The sequence below is a fragment of the Candidatus Eisenbacteria bacterium genome (assembly GCA_030017955.1).
Taxonomy (GTDB): Bacteria; Eisenbacteria; RBG-16-71-46; order JASEGR01; family JASEGR01; genus JASEGR01.
Genome location: JASEGR010000205.1, coordinates 1 through 1,823, shown reverse-complemented (window position 1 = coordinate 1,823; position 1,823 = coordinate 1). Strand labels below are relative to the sequence as shown.

The 1,823-nt window shown below is 51.0% G+C and carries 2 protein-coding genes; both read left to right on the top strand.

Annotated features, from left to right (window positions below; genetic code table 11):
• Positions 1–1,211: 4Fe-4S binding protein (locus QME66_13700; protein ID MDI6809999.1), on the top strand; the 1,211-nt coding region annotated here is incomplete at its 5' end.
• Between the two features lie 320 nt (positions 1,212–1,531).
• Positions 1,532–1,823, top strand: a 292-nt coding sequence (locus tag QME66_13695) for a hydrogenase iron-sulfur subunit (protein MDI6809998.1), incomplete at its 3' end; no start/stop codon positions are given.

Here is a 1,823-nt window from a genome sequence, read left to right as displayed (position 1 = left end):
TGGCTCAGCAGGGGTTTGATTGCGCTCTGGTGGAGAGAGAGACGGAACTGGGTGGAAATCTCCGGCATATCTATCACACCATTGAGGGAAATGATCCGCAGGGACTTCTCCGGAAGACGATCAACGAGGTTCTTGAAAATCCTCGAATCGAGGTCTTCACAAAATCAGAACTGAAAAGCCTCAATGGCTATGTGGGAAATTTCAAATCCGCTATTTCGACCAACGGGGCAGAGAAAGAATACGAACACGGGGTTGTCATCGTTGCCGTCGGAGCAAAGGAGAGCGCGCCAAAAGAATATCTCCATGGCCAGGACCCGAGAGTGATCACGCAGAAAGAGCTGGAAGAGAAAATTGGACTTCACGTGGAAGAGCTAAGTCAGAGCCGCCATATCGTCATGATTCAATGCGTGGGATCCCGAATCCCGGAACATCCCAACTGCAGTCGAATCTGTTGCTCTGTCGCCGTGAAGAATGCGTTGAAGATCAAAGAGAAGAATCCCGATGCAAAGGTAACCGTCCTCTATCGCGACATCCGGACCTACGGATTGATGGAGAAATATTACACCCAGGCAAGAAATCAGGGAGTGGAATTCGTTCAATACGATATCGACTCAAAACCCGATCTGAACATCGAAGAAGGTAAACTCCTTCTCAAAGTTAAAGATAAAATCCTTGGAGAGGAGATCCATATCCGGCCGGATCTTGTTGTTCTGGCCAGCGCCATTTTGCCTTATGAGAATGAAACTCTGGCGAAGATGCTCAAGGTGCCTTTGACTGCGGACGGATTCTTCCTCGAAGCTCATATGAAACTCCGGCCCGTCGATTTTGCCACGGATGGAATCTTCCTGGCCGGATTGGCCCATTTTCCGAAGAGTATCAGCGAGTCCATCTCTCAGGCGGATGCTGCAGTAGCCCGTGCCACTGCAGCCGTGGCCAAAGGATATGTGAGTGTGCTTCCGACCATCTCCGTGGTCGATCAGACGCGCTGCGTGGGATGCGGCCTCTGTGAATTGCTCTGCCCCTTCAATGCGATTCGTGTGGTGGAAACCGGAAAAGGGAGCAAGGCCGAGACGATTGCGGCCTCGTGCAAGGGATGCGGGGTCTGTAGCGCCAGCTGCCCGCAGATGGCGGCTACGGTTTATCATTTCTCCGATGTACAGTTGATTGCCCAGATCGAGGCCCTTGGCCCTTCTAAGGAGAAGGCAGCCTGAAAAGGAGGAAATTCGAAGCACGAAATCCCTGCCTTCGCCGAAGCGGCTTTGCGCAGGCAGGCGAAATTCGAAACAAACATTAAAAAAACAGTCTGTCATTCCTGCCCCGTAACAAAGTACGGGATAAACTCCAGCAGGAATCCAGACGTCGTCCCTGCGAAAGCAGGGAACCAGAGACATATGAAACTGGATTCCTGTTTTCACAGGAAACCCTGGATTCCTGTTTTCACAGGAAACCCTGGATTCCCGTTTTCACGGGAATGACTGGGAAAAATGTTTCGGATTTCGACATTCGGATTTCGAATTTAATGGTGTAAGAGATGACTTTCGAACCCAAAATCTTATCTTTTCTTTGTAACTGGTGTGCCTATGCCGGGGCGGACCTGGCAGGCATCTCCCGGTTTCAGTACCCGCCCAACAGCCGTGTGATCCGGGTAATGTGCTCCGGAAGAGTTGACCCCTCTTTCGTCCCAAGGGCTTTTCTTGCAGGATATGACGGTGTGATTGTGCTGGGATGCCATCCCGGAGACTGCCATTACACAACAGGCAACTACCATGCGCGGCGCAGATGGATTGCATTTAAGAATTTAATGGACTTTGTCGGCATAGATG